Annotated in this window: 17 protein-coding genes; 13 read left to right on the top strand and 4 right to left on the bottom strand. The window is 73.9% G+C overall.

Annotated features, from left to right (window positions below; translation table 11 throughout):
- The first annotated feature begins 3 nt into the window (after positions 1-3).
- From HNR10_RS04345 to HNR10_RS31075, 4 genes are all read left to right on the top strand, one after another.
- Positions 4-1,614: a sensor histidine kinase gene (locus HNR10_RS04345; RefSeq protein ID WP_179821016.1), complete on the top strand. Its 1,611-nt coding sequence runs from the start codon at positions 4-6 to the stop codon at positions 1,612-1,614.
- Between the two features lie 49 nt (positions 1,615-1,663).
- Entirely contained in the window at positions 1,664-2,437 is a 774-nt protein-coding gene (locus tag HNR10_RS04340; RefSeq protein WP_281390096.1) for a response regulator, read from the top strand.
- A 283-nt stretch (positions 2,438-2,720) separates the two neighbouring features.
- Positions 2,721-5,003, top strand: coding sequence for an anthranilate synthase component I (locus HNR10_RS04335; protein WP_179821015.1), 2,283 nt, complete (start codon positions 2,721-2,723; stop codon positions 5,001-5,003).
- A gap of 147 nt (positions 5,004-5,150) precedes the next feature.
- Complete coding sequence (locus tag HNR10_RS31075) at positions 5,151-5,291, top strand: GPGG-motif small membrane protein (RefSeq protein WP_246406052.1); 141 nt, start codon at positions 5,151-5,153, stop codon at positions 5,289-5,291.
- Between the two features lie 216 nt (positions 5,292-5,507).
- Here the strand turns inward: HNR10_RS31075 and HNR10_RS04330 are convergent, their stop codons facing one another.
- Complete coding sequence (locus HNR10_RS04330) at positions 5,508-5,924, bottom strand: winged helix-turn-helix transcriptional regulator (RefSeq protein WP_179821013.1); 417 nt, start codon at positions 5,922-5,924, stop codon at positions 5,508-5,510.
- A 66-nt stretch (positions 5,925-5,990) separates the two neighbouring features.
- On the opposite strand from HNR10_RS04330, the gene HNR10_RS04325 reads away from it, so the two are divergent.
- Complete coding sequence (locus HNR10_RS04325) at positions 5,991-6,935, top strand: NADP-dependent oxidoreductase (RefSeq protein ID WP_179821012.1); 945 nt, start codon at positions 5,991-5,993, stop codon at positions 6,933-6,935.
- A gap of 201 nt (positions 6,936-7,136) precedes the next feature.
- Positions 7,137-7,934 carry an FAD-dependent thymidylate synthase gene (thyX, locus tag HNR10_RS04320; RefSeq protein ID WP_053618842.1) on the top strand — a complete coding sequence of 266 codons (798 nt, stop codon included), beginning with the start codon at positions 7,137-7,139 and terminating at the stop codon, positions 7,932-7,934.
- 73 nt (positions 7,935-8,007) lie between these two features.
- Here thyX and HNR10_RS04315 read toward each other — a convergent pair whose 3' ends face one another.
- Entirely contained in the window at positions 8,008-8,943 is a 936-nt protein-coding gene (locus tag HNR10_RS04315) for a LysR family transcriptional regulator (protein WP_179821010.1), read from the bottom strand.
- Positions 8,944-9,066: 123 nt separating this feature from the next.
- Here HNR10_RS04315 and HNR10_RS04310 point away from each other — a divergent pair, with 123 nt between their 5' ends.
- From HNR10_RS04310 to HNR10_RS04300, 3 genes are read left to right on the top strand one after another with little or no spacing between them, the layout of a single operon-like run.
- Entirely contained in the window at positions 9,067-10,494 is a 1,428-nt protein-coding gene (locus HNR10_RS04310) for a CitMHS family transporter (RefSeq protein ID WP_179821008.1), read from the top strand.
- A 49-nt stretch (positions 10,495-10,543) separates the two neighbouring features.
- Positions 10,544-11,923 (top strand): acyclic terpene utilization AtuA family protein, encoded by a 1,380-nt coding sequence (locus HNR10_RS04305; RefSeq protein ID WP_179821006.1) that lies wholly within the window; start codon positions 10,544-10,546, stop codon positions 11,921-11,923.
- Positions 11,920-12,258, top strand: coding sequence for an AtuA-related protein (locus tag HNR10_RS04300; RefSeq protein WP_179821005.1), 339 nt, complete (start codon positions 11,920-11,922; stop codon positions 12,256-12,258). The genes HNR10_RS04305 and HNR10_RS04300 overlap by 4 nt, the downstream gene beginning before the upstream one ends.
- A 96-nt stretch (positions 12,259-12,354) precedes the next feature.
- Here HNR10_RS04300 and HNR10_RS04295 read toward each other — a convergent pair whose 3' ends face one another.
- Positions 12,355-12,729, bottom strand: coding sequence for a hypothetical protein (locus tag HNR10_RS04295; protein ID WP_179821003.1), 375 nt, complete (start codon positions 12,727-12,729; stop codon positions 12,355-12,357).
- A gap of 163 nt (positions 12,730-12,892) precedes the next feature.
- Between HNR10_RS04295 and HNR10_RS04290 the strand changes: the two genes are divergently transcribed.
- The 4 genes from HNR10_RS04290 to HNR10_RS04275 all read left to right on the top strand — a co-directional run bounded on the left by HNR10_RS04290 (position 12,893) and on the right by HNR10_RS04275 (position 16,194).
- Positions 12,893-13,360, top strand: coding sequence for an SRPBCC domain-containing protein (locus tag HNR10_RS04290; protein ID WP_179821001.1), 468 nt, complete (start codon positions 12,893-12,895; stop codon positions 13,358-13,360).
- Between the two features lie 114 nt (positions 13,361-13,474).
- The gene (locus tag HNR10_RS04285) at positions 13,475-14,752 is read left to right on the top strand and encodes an ion channel protein (protein WP_179821000.1); all 1,278 of its coding nucleotides are present in this window, start codon (positions 13,475-13,477) and stop codon (positions 14,750-14,752) included.
- Between the two features lie 139 nt (positions 14,753-14,891).
- A complete protein-coding gene (locus tag HNR10_RS04280) occupies positions 14,892-15,782 on the top strand; it encodes a sigma-70 family RNA polymerase sigma factor (RefSeq protein WP_179820998.1) in 891 nt (296 codons plus the stop codon).
- Positions 15,783-15,843: 61 nt separating this feature from the next.
- Complete coding sequence (locus HNR10_RS04275) at positions 15,844-16,194, top strand: DoxX family protein (protein WP_179820996.1); 351 nt, start codon at positions 15,844-15,846, stop codon at positions 16,192-16,194.
- Between the two features lie 22 nt (positions 16,195-16,216).
- Here HNR10_RS04275 and HNR10_RS04270 read toward each other — a convergent pair whose 3' ends face one another.
- Positions 16,217-16,894, bottom strand: a complete 678-nt coding sequence (locus HNR10_RS04270) for a TetR/AcrR family transcriptional regulator (RefSeq protein WP_179820994.1) — start codon at positions 16,892-16,894, stop codon at positions 16,217-16,219.
- Positions 16,895-16,950: the final 56 nt, after the last annotated feature.

Below are 16,950 nucleotides of genomic sequence, written 5' to 3'. Positions count from 1 at the left end.
CGGATGAGGTTCGGGGCGCCGCGAACGACGCTGGCCGGGCAGTTCCTCGCGCTGCAGCTCGGCATCGTCGTGATCGTGCTGGTCATGGTCGCCGCGGTGTCCCTGGCCCAGTCCGACGCCCGCCTGCGCCAGACCGAGAGCCGCCGCATGCTCTCGGTCGCCGAGAGCACGGCCGCGCGCGACATCGTCCGCGCCGGCCTGGAGGCCGACGGGCGGCTGGAGGTGCTGGCGCCGACCGCCGAGAGCGTGCGGGTGCTCTCCAGCGCCGACCACCTGGTCATCCACGACAGCGAGGGCCGGGCCCTGACCCTGGACCCCGGGCCCCGGGACGGCGGCCCCCAGGGCGCGCCCGGCATCGCCTCGGCGCTGGAGGGCCGCGCCTGGACCGGGGTGACCGAGATCGAGGGCAACCGGGCCGTGGCCGCGGCCGTCCCAGTGATCGGCGACGGCGGCACCATCCTCGGCGTCGTCCTGACGGGCGTGGACTACCCCGGGGCCGGCGAACTCCTCGTCCTGGCCACCCCCAACCTGCTGGTGTACCTGGGCATCGCCAGTGTGCTCGGCGTGGCCGGCTCCCTGCTGCTGTCGCGCCGCGTCAAGCGCCAGACCCTGGGCCTGGAGCCCGACCAGATCGCCCGCCTCGTCGAGCACCGCGAGGCGATGCTGCACGGCATCAAGGAGGGCGTCCTGGGACTGGACGCCGACCACCGCGTCACGCTGGCCAACGACGCCGCCGTGCGCCTGCTCGGCCTGCCCGCCGACTGCGTGGGCTCCACCCTGACCGAACTGGGCGTGGGCGGCGAGCTGGAGGACGTGCTGCTGGGCCGGGTCCAGGGGCGTGACACCGTGGTCGCCCTGGGGGACCGGCTCGTGGCCCTGAACCGCATGCCCCTGGTCACCGACGCGCGCCCCGCCGGATCCGTGACCACCATGCGCGACCGCACCGACCTGGTCGAGCTCCAGCACGAACTGGACACCAGCCAGACCACCACCGAGACCCTGCGCGCCCAGGCCCACGAGTTCAGCAACCGGCTGCACGTCATCTCCGGGCTGCTGGAGCTGCGCGAGTACGGTGAGGCGGCCAAGTACGTCAGCCAGGTCGGCGGGGCCCGCGCCCAGCTCAGCGCCGACGTCACCGGCCGGGTCAACGACCCGTCGCTGGCCGCGCTGCTCATCGCCAAGACCAGCCTGGCCGACGAGCAGCGCACCCGGCTGCGGGTCTCCCCGGGGACCCGCCTGGAGCCGGTCTCGGCGGAGCTGTCCGACGACCTGGTCACGGTCGTGGCCAACCTGGTCGACAACGCCCTGGACGCCGTCGCCCCGACCGCCGGCGGCGCCGCGCCCCCCTGGGTGGAGGTCGAGGTCGTCGGCGGCGGAGGAGACCCGGTCCGGGTGGCCGTCACCGACTCCGGACCCGGCGTGCCCAGCGAACTCGCCGGCGAGGTGTTCCAGCACGGCTACACGACCAAGGACGGAGCCGGGCGCAAGCGCGGCCTGGGGCTGGCCATCGTCGGCCTGGTCTGCGCGCGCCGGGGTGGGACGGCGACCGTCACGGGCTCGCAGTTCACCGCCGTCCTGTACGAGACCCCGCCCGCGCCCGAGGAGGAGACCTGATGCCGAGCACCCCGGGCCGACCGGAACAGCACCCCACCGGAGGTACACGTTGAACGCGCCAGAGGCGACCGCGGACCGGGCCCCGGCGACGCAGGTCAGGACGCTCATCGTCGATGACGACTTCATGGTCGCGCGGGTCCACCGCGGCCTGGTGGAGCGCGTCCCCGGCTTCACGGTCGTCGGTGAGGCCGGCACCGGGGCCGAGGCCCTGGAGATGGTCGCGCGGCTGCGCCCGGACCTGGTCCTGCTCGACATCTACCTGCCCGACATGAACGGCATCGAGGTGCTGCGCGCCCTGCGCGCGCCCGGCGGCGGCGAGGACCTGCCGGAGGTGGACGCGCTGGTCATCACGGCGGCGCGGGACAGCGGGACCGTGCGCCAGGCCCTGCGCGGCGGGGCGGTGCAGTACCTGATCAAGCCCTTCGAACCCGCCCTGCTGACCGAGCGGCTGCGCGACTACGCCCGGCTGCGCCGCGACCTGGAGACCGGGGAGGCCGCCGACCAGGACGCCGTGGACCGGGCCTTCGGCGCGGCCCGGCCCACGGCCAGGCCCGCCAAGGCGATGCCCAAGGGGCTCACCAGCCCGACGGCCGCCCTCGTGGAGCGCGCCCTGCGCGAGCACGCCTTCGGGGGTGGGGGCGGCGGCGAGGGCGGCGAGGACCTGTCGGCGACGGAGTGCGCCGCCGCCACCGGGATCTCCCGGGTCAGCGCCCGGCGCTACCTGGAGTACTTCGCCGACTCCGGCCGCGTCGAGGTCCGGCTGCGCTACGGCACGGCCGGCCGGCCCGAGCGCCGCTACCGCTGGTCGGGACCCCCGCGCTGAGCGGGTGCCGAGGCCGGCTCGGGGCGGCGACGGCGAGGGCGACTCCGCGAACCGGCGGCACGGAATCCGGTGCGCGCGGTGGCTCCGGCCCGCCGCAGCCGCTACACTCGGGGCCATGCGAACCGACCCGACCACCCAGGCCCAGTGGTGGCGCCGCTCCTAGGCGGCGCAGGTTCGTAGTACCCGAGAGCAGCGACCGCCCCGGACCGGCGGTCGTTTCGTGTTTTCACGGCCCCGGCCGGCGTGACCCGACCCGACCGACCACAGCGCCAAAGGACCGGCCGTGAACCCCAGCGACGTCCAGACCATCACGTACCGCACCGCGGGCGGCGTGACCGTCCGCCGCAGTTCCACCCCCTGTGACCCCGAGGTCCTCACCGACCTCGTCGCTTCCGTGGAGCACCGCCGCGGCGGCGTGCTCTCCTCCGGTATGGAGTATCCGGGCCGCTACGACCGCTGGCACCTGGGCTACGTCGACCCGTGCCTGGAGATCAGCACCCGCGGGCGCCGGATCACCGCCACCGCCCTCAACGCGCGCGGACGCGTCCTGCTCCCCGTCGTGTCCCGGGCCCTGGCGGAGGTGGGCACCGACGCCGACCGCGGCACCGGCCACGTCGCCGTCACCGTGCCCGAGCCCGACCCCGGTGTCTTCTTCACCGAGGAGGAGCGCAGCCGCCGTCCCAGCGTGTTCACCGGGATCCGCGCCGTCGTGGCGGCCCTGCGCAGCCCCGAGGACACCAACCTCGGCCTCTACGGGGCCTTCGGCTACGACCTGGCCTTCCAGTTCGAGCCGATCGAGCGGCACATCGACCGCGACCCCGACGACCGCGACCTCGTCCTGCACCTGCCCGACGCCCTCGTGGTCCGCGACCGCAAGCGCGAGACGTGCGTGCGCTACACCTACGAGTTCACCGTCCCCGGCGACGACGAGCACGCCGCGGCCACCACCGAGGGCCTGGCCCGCGAGACCGAGCCCACCCCGCCGGTCGTCGCCGCGCACGTGCCGGAGGGCCCGCAGCCCGGTTCCTACGCGCGCATCGTCGCCGACGCCAAGGAGAAGTTCCGCCGCGGCGACCTGTTCGAGGTGGTCCCCGGCCACCGCACCTACGCCCGCTGCTCCTCGCCCGCCCGCTTCTACGAGCGCCTGCGCGAGCGCAACCCGGCCCCCTACGAGTTCTTCTTCAACCTCGGTGAGGGGGAGTACCTGGTCGGTGCCTCGCCGGAGATGTTCGTGCGGGTCAGCGGCGAGCCCGGCACCGGGCAGCGCGTGGAGACCTGCCCGATCTCCGGCACCATCCGCCGGGGCGAGGACGCGCTCGGCGACGCGGAGAACATCCAGGAGCTGCTCTCCTCGGTCAAGGAGAAGTCCGAGCTCACCATGTGCACGGACGTGGACCGCAACGACAAGTCGCGGGTGTGCGAGCCGGGCAGCGTCCGGGTGATCGGGCGCCGCCAGATCGAGATGTACTCGCGCCTGATCCACACCGTCGACCACATCGAGGGGACCCTGCGCCGCGACTTCGACGCCCTGGACGCCTTCCTCAGCCACATGTGGGCGGTCACCGTCACCGGAGCCCCCAAGACGTGGGCGATGCGGTTCATCGAGCAGCACGAGACCAGCCCCCGTCGCTGGTACGGCGGCGCCGTGGGCGTGATCAACTTCGACGGCTCCATGAACACCGGCCTCACCCTGCGCACCGCGCACATCCAGAACGGGGTGGCCGCGGTGCGGGTCGGCGCGACCCTGCTCTACGACTCCGACCCCGAGGCCGAGGAGAAGGAGACCTTCCTCAAGGCGCGAGCCCTGCTGGAGACGCTCGCCCAGGGAGAGGAGGACGACCGGGCCGCCGAGGCGGGGGAGGAGCCGGGGCAGGCGCCGGCGCCCGCGGCGGCGCTGCCCGGCACGGGCATGAAGGTGCTGCTCGTGGACCACGAGGACTCCTTCGTCAACACCCTGGCCGACTACGTGCGGCGGCACGGCGCGGAGGTCACCACCGTCCGCTACGGCTTCGACGCGTCCGTGCTCGACCGCCTGGCCCCCGACCTGGTGGTGCTCTCGCCCGGACCCGGGCTGCCGGTGGACTTCGGCATGTCCGCGCTGCTGGACCAGCTCGCGGCCCGCCGCCTTCCGGTGTTCGGCGTGTGCCTGGGCATGCAGGCCATGGTGGAGCACTCCGGCGGCGAGCTGCGCACGCTGGCGGAACCCGTGCACGGCAAGCCCGGACGCGTGCGGTTGCTGGGAGATACCGCGCCGGAGGCGTCCGTCGAGGGTGGTGGCGGGCGACGGGTGGGCGGACACGTCCTGGCGGGGCTGGGCGAGGACGGCCGGTTCCCGGCCGCGCGCTACCACTCCACGTACACGCTGCCCGACCTGGTCAAGAACTACGAGGTGACCGCCGTCCTGGACGAGGACGAGCCGGTCGTGATGGCGATCGAGGACGCGTCCGCGTGCTGGTTCGGTGTGCAGTTCCACCCCGAGTCCATCCTCACCGCGCCGGTGGGCGAGGGCATCGTCGGCCGCGTCCTGGAACTGGCCCGGCGCTGGGCGGTGCCCGCGCGCGCCTGAACCGCGTTCGACCCGCGGCTGGTCGGCGGCCGGTCGGCGGTCGGCCCGCGCGCGGTGCGTCCGCGTGCGGGCCGCTTTCCTCGGGATTCGAGATCGAAACGTCGGCGGTCGATGTTTGATCAACCTGTAACCGGTCAGTGATGAAGTATGGGTACTTTGCTACTGATTCTCGGCATCATCCTCATCGTCGCCGGTGTTCTGGGTCTCCTGCGGGGGCAGATGCTCTGGGGTATCGTCGCGATCGTCGTCGGGCTCATCCTCGCCCCCGGTGGGTACTTCGGCTTCTGACGGGCCGCTGCCCGTGGTGACGCCGGGCCGCCGTCGCCCCGCCTGAGCGCCGATTCCCCGTTCGGACGCGGTCGCCGCGCCCACACCCGGCAGTGCGAACCGCCCATCCCGCGAGAGCGCTCCGCCGCGGGCGCCGACCGTCCGGCCGGGGCTGCGAACGGGGCGGCGGGCCCCGGCCCGCGCCCGGAAGGAGCGGTGGCCGCGCGGGCTCGCGCCCTACGGCGTGCTCACTACGCGCCGCGGTTCGGCCGCGCGTGCGTCGTAGCGTTCGCGGGCTTCGCGGATCTCCTCCCCGTGCTGCTCCGCCCACACCCGGAAGGCCTCCATGAGCACCACCAGGTCCCGTGTCAGCGGTGTCAGCGAGTACTCCACCTGCGGTGGGGTGGTGGCGAAGACCCGGCGGTCCACCAGGCCGGCGCGCTCCAACTCGCGGAGGGTCTGGGTGAGCATCTTCTGCGTGATGCCGTCGAGGCGGCGTCGCAGCGCCCCGAAGCGCAGCGGTCCGTCCGCGAGCGCGCCCACGACGAGGCACACCCACTTGCTCGACAACAGGTCGAGGACCTCACGGGAGACGCAGTTGCGCAAGTAGGCGTCCGCTCCGCCATGCTCTCGCAGTTCAGGGGTGGTATACATCAGGTACCTACCTCACTTTCAGGTGCCTTCTAGCCAGCGGATACCTTATCCGGAAGGCTGAGGCGCATGACAGAGCAGATGAGAATCGTTCAGCAGCGGACACTGGGTGGTCCAGAGGTCCTGGAGGTCGCCCGGGTGCCCGTGCCCGACCTGGGCGCGACCCGGATCCTCGTCCGCGTGCACGCCGCCGGCGTCAACCCGGTCGACTGGAAGCTTCGCCAGCACGGGTACTGGCTCACACCCCCCTTCTCCCAGGGGTTCGACGTCTCGGGGGTGGTCGTGGCCGTCTCCCAGGGGTCGAGCCGGTTCGCGGTCGGCGACGAGGTCTACGGGATGCCGAACTATCCGGACGTGCCCGACGCCTACGCCGACTACGTCGCCGCTCCGGCCCGGCGCTTCTCCCGCAAGCCCGTCGGACTCGACCACACCGAGGCCGCCGCCCTGCCGCTGGCCTCGCTCACCGCCTGGCAGGCGCTGGTCGACACCGCCGCGGTGGCGGCGGGCCAGCGCGTCCTGGTGCACGCCGCCGCCGGCGGGGTGGGCCACCTGGCCGTGCAGATCGCCAAGGCCAGGGGCGCCCACGTCATCGGTACCGCCAGCGCCGCCAAGCACACGATGCTGCGCGAGCTCGGCGCGGACGAGCTCGTCGACTACACCAGCACCGACTTCACCGAGACGGTCGGTCGGGTCGACGTGGTGCTCGACCCCATCGGCGGCGACTACCTGGAGCGGTCGCTGCGCGTCCTGCGGCCGGACGGGTGGTACGTCGGCGTGTCCAATCCCCTCGAACAGGAGACCATCGTCGAGGCGGCCGACGCGGCGGGCGTCCGCGGCGCCACCGTCTGCGTCGAGCCCGACCACGTCCAGTTGGACGGGATCACCGCGCTCGCCGAGGCGGGGAAGCTGCGCCCGGTCGTGAGCGAGACGTTTCCGTTGGAGGCCGCCGCCAAGGCGCACGAACACAGCCAGACCGGACGCACCGCGGGCAAGGTCGTCCTCACCATGACCTGACGGGCGGGCCCCGGATGGCACCGCCCGGCCCGCCCGTGCGGCGGGCCGGGCGGCTTCCCGGCCCCGTGAGCGGGTCCCGGCGGGCCGTGTACCCTCGTGGAAGGCCAATCGGCCCAGCCCCATGCGCGCGTCCGTGACCGGGACCCCAGGTCACGGCACTGACGCGTGCCACGGGGCGGGGAGCCACGAGGAGAGGGTGCTGTGAAGAAGGTCGAGCCGCAGGTACGTCTGGTAGCGCGTCCGCAGGTGGACTACGACGTGATCGCCGACTACCTCAAGGAGGTCGGCGGGCAGGCGTGGCTGGAGCGGTTCGACCGCGGCGACCTGGACCTGCACCTCAACGACGCGCAGAACCTCGCAGAGTTCGCCGGGCGGCTGTGCTACCGCTCCTGGGAGCCCGGCCTGAACCCGAACGTCACGCGGGTGCGCAAGGACCAGGACGCCTACCTCGGCAACATCCTGGCCAGCCTGCACGGATCCGTCCTGGAGCACATCAGCTTCAGCTTCGTGCTGCACAACGTCTCGCGCGTGCTGACCCACGAGCTCATCCGGCACCGGCCCGGCGTGGCCGTCTCCCAGGAGTCGCTGCGCTTCGTGCGCCTGAGCGACCTGCCGTTCTGGTTCCCGGACTGGGCCGAGGAGGACCCCGAGCTGATGGAGCGCGCCACCGCGATGCTCCAGCAGATGGAGGAGTTCCAGCTCTGGATGGCCGACCACTTCGGCCTGGACGACGACGGCGTGAAGTTCGCCGAGAAGAAGCACAAGACGTCGTTCATGCGCCGCTTCGCCCCCGAGGGCGTGGCCACCGGCCTGGTGTGGACCGCCAACGTGCGCACCCTGCGGCACACCCTGGAGGCCCGCACCGCGCCGGGCGCCGAGGAGGAGATCCGCCTGCTCTTCCACCGCATCGGCGAGACCCTCAAGGAGGAGGCCCCGGCCCTGTTCGGCGACTACGTCGTCGAGGACGGCGCCTGGGTCCCGCAGTACCGCAAGGTCTGACCACCGGTCCCACCGGTCTCACAGGCCCCGCCGGCCCGGCACCCCTGTCACTCGTTCCTCTGTCGCTCGTTCCTCACCCGGCACCCCCGGCCCAGGAGACCTCCTCGGGCAGGGGGTGCCCCTGTGCGCGCAGGTCGCCCAGGAGCCGCAGCAGTGCCTGCGCGGCCGGGGCCAGCCGCCGGTACCGGTGGGTGACCACGCTCAGCCGCCGGTCGACCACCGGTTCCACCAGCGGCACCCGGACGTGGTCGGCGAAGCTCATGAGGGCGCCCACCAGGGAGGGCAGGGCCGACACCCCCAGGTCGGCGGCCAGCAGACCTCCGACCGTGGACACGGTGCCCGCCTCGATCGTGCGGGCCGGGCGCACCCCGGCGCGCGCGAACCCGAACTCGGTCCCCGCGCGCACGCTGGAGTCGGTGCCGATCGCGATGAAGCGCTCCTCGGCCAGGTCGCGCCAGCGCAGGCGGTCGCTGCCCGCCCACCGGTGGCCGCTCGGCAGGACGGCGTAGAAGCGGTCCTGGAACAGCGCCCGGGCGCGCAGGTCCTCGGGAACGCTCTCCGCCACGGCCAGCGCGAGGTCGCACTCGCCCGCCACCAGCCGCTCCAGTGCCGTCCGCGACATCCCGTCGAGGATGCGCACGTCCACCTCCGGAGCCCTCTCGCGAAAGCGGGCGATGACCGGCGGGAGCAGGGACGCGGCCACCGACGGCAGCGTCGCCACCGTCACCGTGCCCCGGGACCCGCCCAGGAAGCGCTCCAACCCCGTCATCTCCGCCCGGTGGACCGCCAGCACGCGTTCGGCGACGGCCAGCAGTTCGTCGCCCTCGGGCGTGCAGACCACGCGGCGGGTCGTCCGGTCGAAGAGTCGGACGCCCAGCGCGCGCTCCATCCCCAGCACGGTCCGGCTCAGCGAGGACTGGGCCACCCGCAGGTCACGGGCGGCCTCGGTGAAACTTCCGGTCCGGGCCACGGCGACGTGGACGGACAGCTGCCGCAGGGAGAGGTCCATGCATCCAGAGCATAAGTGGTTGCCCCTTTGATGTTGGACACGGGGGGAAACGTGCGGGAAACATGGTCCCCGTGACCCGAGTCACTCCCCCCACCGGGCCATCTCACTGGAGGAACGTGCCGCATGCTGACCGCCATGGGCTTCGCCACGATCGGCGTCGTACTCGTCCTACTGCTGTCCAACCGCGTGAGCGCGGTCGTCGCGCTCATCGGAGTCCCCGTCGCGGCCGCGCTGGTCGCCGGATTCTCCCCGGCCGAGATCGGCACGTTCGCCGGTGACGGCATCACCGGGGTGGCCACCACCGCGGCCATGTTCGTCTTCGCGATCCTCTACTTCGGGGTCATGAGCGACGCCGGCCTCTTCGCCCCCGTCGTGCGGCGCGTGCTGCGCTTCGCCGGGAGCAACCCGGTCACCATCGCGGTCGCCACCGTCGTCCTGGCCATGGCCACCCACCTCGACGGGGCGGGCGCCACCACGTTCCTCATCACGATCCCGGCGATGATCCCCCTCTACGACGCGCTGGGCATGCGCAGGGTCGTCCTCGCGGCGCTCACCGGCCTGGGCGCGGGCGTCATGAACCTCATGCCCTGGGGCGGACCGACCGCGCGCGCCGCGACCGCCACCGGTGTCCCGGCCAACGAGCTGTGGATCCCGCTCATCCCCGCGCAGGCGGTCGGCGTCCTGGCCTGCCTGGCCATCGCCTTCCTCATCGGCCACCGCGAACGGGCCCGCCTGGCCGCCGTGGCGACCGGGACCGAGGGCGAGACCGTTCCCGCCGGTGCCGGTGCCGGTGCCGGTGCCGGTGCGTCGGCCGTCGCCGGGGCGGGTGCGACCGCCGGGCCGCGGCCGGCCTCCGCGGGCGGGGACGGGAGCGGCACCGCGCCCGGTCCGGTCGAGGACTCCGAGGCGGCGCTGCTGCGCCGGCCCCGTGTGTACTGGTTCAACGTCGCGCTCACCGTCGCCACCGTGGCCGCGCTCATCGCCGGTGTGATGCCGCCCGAACTGCTCTTCATGCTGGCCCTGGTCATCGCGCTGGTCGTCAACTACCCGGGGCTGTCGGCGCAGACCGAGCGCGTCAACGCCCACGCACGCGGCGCGATGCTCATGGCGAGCACCCTCCTGGCGGCCGGGGTCTTCCTCGGGGTCATGGAGAACAGCGGCATGATCGAGGCGATGGCCACCGCCCTGACCGGCGCGATGCCCGCCGCGATCGGCCCCGGACTGCCGCTGTTCGTCGGCGTGCTGGCCGTGCCGCTGAGCCTGCTCTTCGGACCGGACGCGTACTACTTCGCGGTCATGCCCGTGCTGTCGGCGGTGGGCGCGACCTTCGGTGTCGGCGCGGAGAGCATCGCGCAGGCCTCGATCATCGGCGAGGAGACCGTCGGCTTCCCGATCAGCCCGATGACCGGTTCGTTCTACCTGCTCACCGGCCTGGCGGGCGTGCCCATCGGCGCGCACATCCGCTTCCTGCTCCCGTGGGCGTGGCTGGTCAGCCTGATCATGCTCGCCATCGCCCTGGCGACCGGCGTGATCCCGCTCTGGGCGGGCTGACCGGCGGCCGCGCCCACGATCCGGACCGACGACACACAAGGAGGAGTTCGTGACCGACGACCTGGTCATCGGCTGCGGCGCGGGATTCGCCGCCGACCGCGCGCAGCCCGCCGTCGACCTCGTGGAGAGGGGCGGCCTGGACTACCTCGTCCTGGAGTGCCTGGGGGAGCGGACGGTGTCGCTGGCCGCCCTGCGCGGTGTCAGCGGTTCGGGGCCCGGCTACGACCCGATGCTGCGCCGCCGCCTCGAACTGCTCCTGGAGCCGCTGCGGCGCACGGGCACGAGACTCGTCACCAACGCGGGCTCCGCCGACCCGGTCGGGGCCGCGCGGATGGCGCACGCCCTGGCCCGGGAGCTGGGCGTGCCCGCCACCGTCGCCGCCGTCCACGGGGACGACGTGCTCGACCGCATCGACACCTCAGCCCCCGCCTGGGAGGACGGGCTGCCACTGGACGCCCACGGGGAGCTGGTCTCGGCCAACGCCTACGTGGGCGCCGACGCGCTGATGCCGGCCCTGCGGGGCGGCGCGGACCTGGTCATCGCGGGCCGGGCGGCCGACCCGTCCCTGTTCCTGGCGCCGCTGGCGCACTCGCTGGGCTGGGACGCCGACGACACCGACGCGATGGCGGCCGGGACCCTCGTCGGGCACCTGCTGGAGTGCGCCGGCCAGGTGACCGGGGGCTTCTTCGCCGATCCCGGCCGCAAGGACGTCCCGGACCTGGCCCGACTGGGATACCCGCTGGCGCGGGTCGCCCCGGACGGAACGGCGGTCATCACCAAGACGCCGGGCACCGGCGGGCGCGTGGACCGGATGACCGTCATCGAGCAGCTCCTGTACGAGGTCACCGACCCCCGCGCCTACCTGACGCCCGACGTGGCCCTGGACATGACCGGCGCGGCCGTCGACGACCTGGGCGGCGACCGGGTCCGGGTGAGCGGCGCGCGCGGCGCGCCCCGGCCCGAGGACCTCAAGGTGAGCGTGGGCCACCGCGCGGGGTTCCGCGGGGAGGGGGAGATCTCCTACGCGGGGCCGGGCGCCCTGGCCCGGGCGCGGCTGGCGGGCGAGGTCGTGCGCGAGCGGCTCGGGGACGCGGTCGGTCGGCTCCGGGTGGAGGTCATCGGTGTGGACGCCCTGTCCGGGGCGAGCGCGGACGGTCACGGCGGCGACGGCGGCGGGGCCGGGGGCGGGAGCGGGGGCGGTCGCGGTGAACCGCACGAGTGCCGCCTGCGGGTGGCCGGGCTGGCCCGCGAGCGCTCGGCCGCCGAGGCGGTGGCCGAGGAGGTGGCCGCCCTGTACACGTCCGGGCCCTCCGGCGGGGGAGGGACGCGGGTGGACACCCGCGAGGTCATCGGGGTGCTCTCGACCACCATCGCGCGGGGCGACGTCGAGACCGGGACCGTGGTGTTCGCGGCGGAGGAGGGGGCATGAGCGTTCGGCTGTACGACGTGGCACACGCCAGGACCGGGGACAAGGGCAACCTCAACACGATCGCCCTCATCCCCTACGACCCCGCGTGGTATCCGGTGCTGTGCGAGACGGCCACACCCGAGCGGGTGGCGGACTTCCTGGGGGAGCGGGTCAGGGGGCCGGTGACGGTGCACCGGCTGGACCGGCTGCCCGCCCTGCTGTTGGTGTGCGCCCGCGCGTGCGAGGACACGGTGACGACGTCGCTGTACCTGGACACGCACGGCAAGAGCCTGGGATCGGTGCTCCTGGGCCTGCCCCTGGAGGCGGGCGCGGCCCCGTGGCCCGCGCGGGGCTGAGCGCGGTGCCCCGCCGGGTCGTTCCGCCGACAGGGGGACGGCGGGCGGATCCAGCGGCGCGCCGGCGGTGTGACGCGCGGGCGGAGCGGCGGGCGGTCACAGGAGCCGGTCGAGCCTCCTGAGGAGCGTGCGCAGCTCACGCCCGGGCACGCCGCCCAGGTCGTGGGCCACGCGGTACAGGATGCTGCGCGCGTGACGGGGCTTGAAGCAGCAGCCCCACACGCCACAGCCGGGGCTGTCGGGCGGGACCCACGAACGGTGGTGGTGGGTGAGGACGAAGTGCCGCCACACCAGCAGGGCCTGGTGGGTCATGGCCGGGGACAGATGCGGGCTCCGGTGTTCGAGCCAGGCGATCTGTTCCGCGGTCCGCCACGACAGGCCCTTGATCTTCGGCTGCGGGAGGGCGGGGTCGTGGGGCCGCCGGGGGATCGTCGTTTCGGCGCGCAGGCGCCCGGGCGGCCTACGCGGCATCGACCCTTCGGTGGAGGTTCATGGACGCCATCATGGCAAGGCTCGCACGGCCGTGTCCAGATCGGCTGGTCGCAGCGGTCCGGGACACGGATCCGTGGCCTCCGCCGCCCTGTCACCGCCGTTCGCTAGCGTCGGGGCGGGACTTCGAGGAAGGGCGGCGGACATGGCGGAGGAGCGTGTCGACCGGGGAAGCAGGACCGTGCGCGCGCCGGTGGCGGAGGTCTACCGGGCGATGACCGAGCGGGACGCGCTGGAGGCGTGGCTGCCGCCGGAGGGCATGACCGGCCGGATCACCCGGTTCGAACCGTGGCCCGGGGGCGGGTTCGACCTGGTGCTCACCTATGACGACCCGGCCGCCGGGCACGGCAAGACCTCGGAGTCGACCGACGCCGCCGAGGCCGAGTTCGTCGAACTGGTCCCCGGCGAGCGCGTCGTGCAGCGGATCGTGTTCGACTCCCCGGATCCCGACTTCGCGGGGACGATGACGATGACCTGGCGGCTCGACGAGGGCGCGGAGGGCACGCTGGTGAGTATCGAGGCGACGGGCGTGCCCCCGGGGATCTCCCAGGCCGACCACGAGACGGCGTTCGCCTCCTCCCTCGCCCATCTGGCCGCGCACGTGGAGGCGTGACCGAGGGGCGGGCGATGCATCTTTGCCCGCCCGTTGCCGTGTCACCGGCCACGCCCGCTCCGGCCGCCTGCACGATGGCACCACGGCGTGCTGCGCGCTGGAGGGAGTGCACGGGTGGGGGAGGAACGGGACACGACGGGCGGTCCGGTCCCGTTGGCGCGCAGACTGCTGCCGCTCGTGGTCCCCGCGCTGGTGGTCGGGGTCGGCTCGGCCCTGGTCCTGTTGGCCGTCGAAGCGGTCGCCGCGCTCCTCCAGGAGTGGGTGTGGACGGTGCTGCCGGGCGCCGCCGGCATCGACGGGCAGGGCGCCCTGTGGACGGTGGGCGTGCTCACCCTGACCGGGATCGCCGTGGGGCTGGTGGTGTGGAAGGCCCCCGGCCACGCCGGCCCCGAGCCGGCCACCGTGGAATTGGTCACGGAGCCCCTGGAACCGCGGGCCGTGCCCGGGTTGCTGATCACCGTCGTGCTCGCGCTGGCCTGCGGGGTCAGCCTGGGGCCGGAGAACCCCGTCATCGCGGTCAACGTCGCCCTGATCTATTGGGCGGGTCGCCGCCTGGTGCCGGCCGCGCCGGGGCAGGCCTGGGTCGGACTGTCCACCGCCGCCACCATCGGCGCGCTGTTCTCCACCCCCGTGGCCGCCGCCCTGCTGCTGTCCGAGATGGCCGCCGGGGACCGGGACGAGCCGCTGTGGGACCGGCTGGTGCTTCCGCTCGTCGCCGCGGGGGCGGCGGCGGTGACGACGCACGCGCTGGCCGGGCACGCGTTGTCCCTCTCCCTTCCGCCCTACCCGGGCCCGAGCGCGGGGGACGTGGTGTCGGGGTCGGTGATCGCCCTGGTCGGGGGTGTGGTCGGGCTGGCGCTGGTCTACGCCTTCCCCGTGGTGACCGGCTGGTTCCGGCGCCTGCGGCACCCGGTCCTGATGGTCGGCACCGGCGGCCTGGTGCTGGGGCTGCTGGGAGTGCTCGGGGGACGGCTGACCATGTTCAAGGGCCTGGAGGAGATGGGGGAGCTGGCCGCCCGGAGCTCCGAGGTCGGAGTGGGAGCACTGGTGGTGATCATCGTGGTCCGGATGGCGGCCCTGCTGACCGCGGCCTCCTGCGGGTTCCGCGGCGGGCGGATCTTCCCGGTCCTGTTCACCGGGGTCGCGCTGGGGCTCCTGGCCGCGAAGCTCGTGCCGGCCGTCCCGGTGTCGTTGGCGGTGGCGTCCGCGGTGGTGGGCATCCTCGCGGCGGTCACGCGGCTGGGGTGGCTGAGCCTGTTCATCGCGGTGACCGTGGTTCCCGACCTGGGCCTGCTGCCCGTACTGTGCCTGGCGGTGCTGCCGGTGTGGCTGTTGGTCAGCGGCCGACCGGAGATGGTGGTGCCCGCGGAGCCCGACTCGGCACGCGGCTGACACGGCGGTCCCGCGCCGTCGTCACCGCGGCCCGTCCGGCCGCGCACGCGCGGATGACCGCCCGCCGGAGTCACCTTTCGGGTGGCCCGTGCGTCGGTGGAGTGGACAGGGACAGCACTCGACGCCGCCCGGAGGGACCATGGACAGCAGCGCGGACCTGACCGCGGTGGACAGCAGCGCGGACCGGACGGCGGTCTTCCACCGCGAGCGACCGCACCTGCTCGCGGTGGCCTTTCGCGTCCTGGGGTCGGACGCCGACGCCCAGGACGTGGTGCAGGAGGCGTGGATCAGGTACGCGCGCGCCGACCTCGGTGAGGTGCGGAACGTGCCGGCGTGGTTGACCACCGTCGTGACGCGGCTGTGCCTGGACGTCCTGCGCCGGGCCCGCGAGGACCCCCAGGAACCCGCGGACCTGCCCCTGGGCCCGGCGGAGGGCGCCGAGGGGCCGGAGGAGGTCGCCCTGCTGGCCGGGGAGCTGACCGAGGCCTTCACCGTGGTCCTCGACGAGCTCACCCCGCCCCAACGCGTCGCCCTCGTCCTCCACGACGGGTTCGGCGTGCCCTTCGCGGAGGTCGCCCACGTGCTCGGCACGACCACCGACGCGGCCAAGAAGCTGGCCAGTCGGGCGCGGGGACGCGTGCGCCGACCGGCGGACGCCCCGGGGCCCGGGACGGGCGAGGCGCGCCGGGTGGCGGAGGCCTTCCTGCGGGCGGCCCAGGAGGGGGACGTCGAGTCCCTCGTCCTGCTCCTGGACCCGGACGTCACGAGAACCGCCGATCCGCAGGCCCTCCCACCCGGTGCCGCCCAGCGGGTGACGGGCGCACCCGCCGTGATCAGGGAGACCCGGGCGCTGCGGGACCGCGCCCGGCGCGCGCGGACGGCGACGATCGACGGCCGGCCGGGGATCGCGGTCCGGTCGGAGGAGGGCCTGTGGGCCGCCCTGGCCCTGCGCGTCGAGGGCGGCCGCATCGTCCACTACGACGTGGTCGCGGACCCGCGTCGCCTCGCCCTGCTGCACGTCGAGCCCTGAGGCCGCCTCGGGGCACCTGCCTCCCGCCCCCGCGTTCCCGCCGCCCACGATCGGAGCACCCGTGCCCACCGTCCACGCCGCCGTCACCCTCGTCACGATCCTGGCCAACGCCGGCATCGCCGCCGCCGACCTCCTGAAGGCGGACTTCGTCCTCGCCAACTCCGCGAGGGTGGGCGTGCCTCGCTCGTGGCTGCCGTTCCTGGCCGTGCTCAAGCTCGCGGGCGCGGCCGGGCTGCTCCTCGGCCTGCTCTGGTTCCCCGCCCTCGGAGCCGCCGCCGCGGCGGGGCTCGTGGCGTTCTACCTGGGGGCCGTGGCCGCCCACGTCCGCGCCGGTGTCCTGTCCAACATCGCGTTCCCGGGCGCCTACCTCGCCCTGGCCGTCGCCTCCCTGGCGCTCGCCCTCACGCGCTAGGCAGTTCACCACGGCCTCGTGGTCAACAGGGGGCGTTCCGGAGTGTTTCGAGGCCGTCCAGGATCAGGTCCAGGCCGGGCGCGAACTCCTCGGCGTAGGCGTAGCCCTGGCTCAGGGCGTGCGCCCGGATCATCTCGGTCAGGTGGGGATAGCCCCCGGCCGGGAACGCGTCGACCATCGCGGTCGCCACGCCCTCCAGCTCCTCGGGTGTGCGGAAGGGCAGGCTCGACTCCTGGAGCACGAACCCGTACACGTAGCCGTCCAGCGTCGACACGGCCCGGGCCGTCCGCGACAGCGAGAATCCCGCCTGGCGCAGGCGGCCGATCATCCAGTCGTGGTGCGTGAGCGTCGCCGGGCCGGGGGTGCGCCGGGAGTCCATCAGGCCCAGCGCCCAGGGGTGGCGCAGCAGGGCCTCCCGGGCGGACGAGGCGCGCCGGCGCATCGCGGCCCTCCAGTCGGGCTCGTCCCGGGGCAGCTCGATCTCGGCGAAGACCAGGTCGACGATCCCGTCCAGGACCTCGTCCTTGTTGGCCACGTGGTGGTAGAGCGACATCGCCTCCACCCCGAGCTCCTCGGCCACCTTGCGCATGCTCACCGCGGTGACGCCGCGTTCGTCGGCGACGCGGACCGCGCCTTCGAGGACGCGCGCGCGGCTCAGTGAGGGGCGGGACTCCTGTCGTCGCCTGGGGGTCGATGCCACTGGTGAGGTCTCCGTGTTCCGCTCGGTGCTCCGCCACTCGTCCTTGACGGTCTTAC

Origin of the sequence: Nocardiopsis aegyptia (genome assembly GCF_013410755.1) — a bacterium.
In the GTDB taxonomy this organism is placed as follows: domain Bacteria; phylum Actinomycetota; class Actinomycetes; order Streptosporangiales; family Streptosporangiaceae; genus Nocardiopsis; species Nocardiopsis aegyptia.
This window is presented reverse-complemented; position numbering and strand designations above follow the sequence as displayed.

Coding starts and splice junctions, on each gene's coding strand:
- HNR10_RS04345 (WP_179821016.1), top strand. CDS start 4: ATGAGGTTCGGGGCGCCGCGAACGACGCTGGCCGGGCAGTTCCTCGCG.
- HNR10_RS04290 (WP_179821001.1), top strand. CDS start 12,893: ATGGCGGAGGAGCGTGTCGACCGGGGAAGCAGGACCGTGCGCGCGCCG.
- HNR10_RS04310 (WP_179821008.1), top strand. CDS start 9,067: ATGCTGACCGCCATGGGCTTCGCCACGATCGGCGTCGTACTCGTCCTA.
- HNR10_RS04325 (WP_179821012.1), top strand. CDS start 5,991: ATGACAGAGCAGATGAGAATCGTTCAGCAGCGGACACTGGGTGGTCCA.
- HNR10_RS31075 (WP_246406052.1), top strand. CDS start 5,151: ATGGGTACTTTGCTACTGATTCTCGGCATCATCCTCATCGTCGCCGGT.
- HNR10_RS04315 (WP_179821010.1), bottom strand. CDS start 8,943: ATGGACCTCTCCCTGCGGCAGCTGTCCGTCCACGTCGCCGTGGCCCGG.
- HNR10_RS04330 (WP_179821013.1), bottom strand. CDS start 5,924: ATGTATACCACCCCTGAACTGCGAGAGCATGGCGGAGCGGACGCCTAC.
- HNR10_RS04295 (WP_179821003.1), bottom strand. CDS start 12,729: ATGCCGCGTAGGCCGCCCGGGCGCCTGCGCGCCGAAACGACGATCCCC.
- HNR10_RS04300 (WP_179821005.1), top strand. CDS start 11,920: ATGAGCGTTCGGCTGTACGACGTGGCACACGCCAGGACCGGGGACAAG.
- HNR10_RS04280 (WP_179820998.1), top strand. CDS start 14,892: ATGGACAGCAGCGCGGACCTGACCGCGGTGGACAGCAGCGCGGACCGG.